Source organism: Schinkia azotoformans LMG 9581 (assembly GCF_000307855.1).
Classification (GTDB): domain Bacteria; phylum Bacillota; class Bacilli; order Bacillales; family Bacillaceae_J; genus Schinkia; species Schinkia azotoformans.
In genome coordinates this window covers 1-502 of sequence record NZ_AJLR01000144.1, presented here as the reverse complement: position 1 = coordinate 502, position 502 = coordinate 1, and the positions used below count along the sequence as shown (strand labels likewise).

Genomic DNA, 502 nt, shown 5'->3' with positions numbered 1-502 from the left:
CCTTTGTCCTTACCTGTGTCGCCTGGAGCGGGCGCCGGGGTACCTTGACCGCCGCCTTTGTCGCTAGTACCGGTTGTATGTTGACCATTAATGCATGCCTGCGGACACGATGCACATACTGCATATTTGATGGTACTTGCTAGAGAACTAGTAAAAATAAAACAAGAACTTCCGGGAAGAGTTAGAATTGTCCATCAACCAGCAGAGGAAGTATCTCCTGGTGGTGCCAAAGGTATGATTAAAGCAGGAGCTCTTGACGGTGTCGATAATATGATCGGGGTTCATGTGATGACTACAATTAAAACAGGGGTCATTGCCTATCATAATAAAGAAACTCAAACGGGACGTTCTAATTTCACCATTACAATCAAAGGAAACGGAGGTCACGCTTCTATGCCACAATTAAGTAATGATGCAATAGTAGCCGCTAGTTACTTTGTAACTGAACTCCAAACAGTAATTTCAAGAAGAATAGATCCATTTGACATGGGTACTGTAACTA

Annotated in this window: 1 pseudogene; it reads left to right on the top strand. The window is 43.4% G+C overall.

Going from position 1 to position 502, the window contains the following annotated elements:
• Positions 1-87: 87 nt before the first annotated feature.
• Positions 88-502, top strand: a pseudogene (locus BAZO_RS16210) (M20/M25/M40 family metallo-hydrolase); the annotation flags it as partial.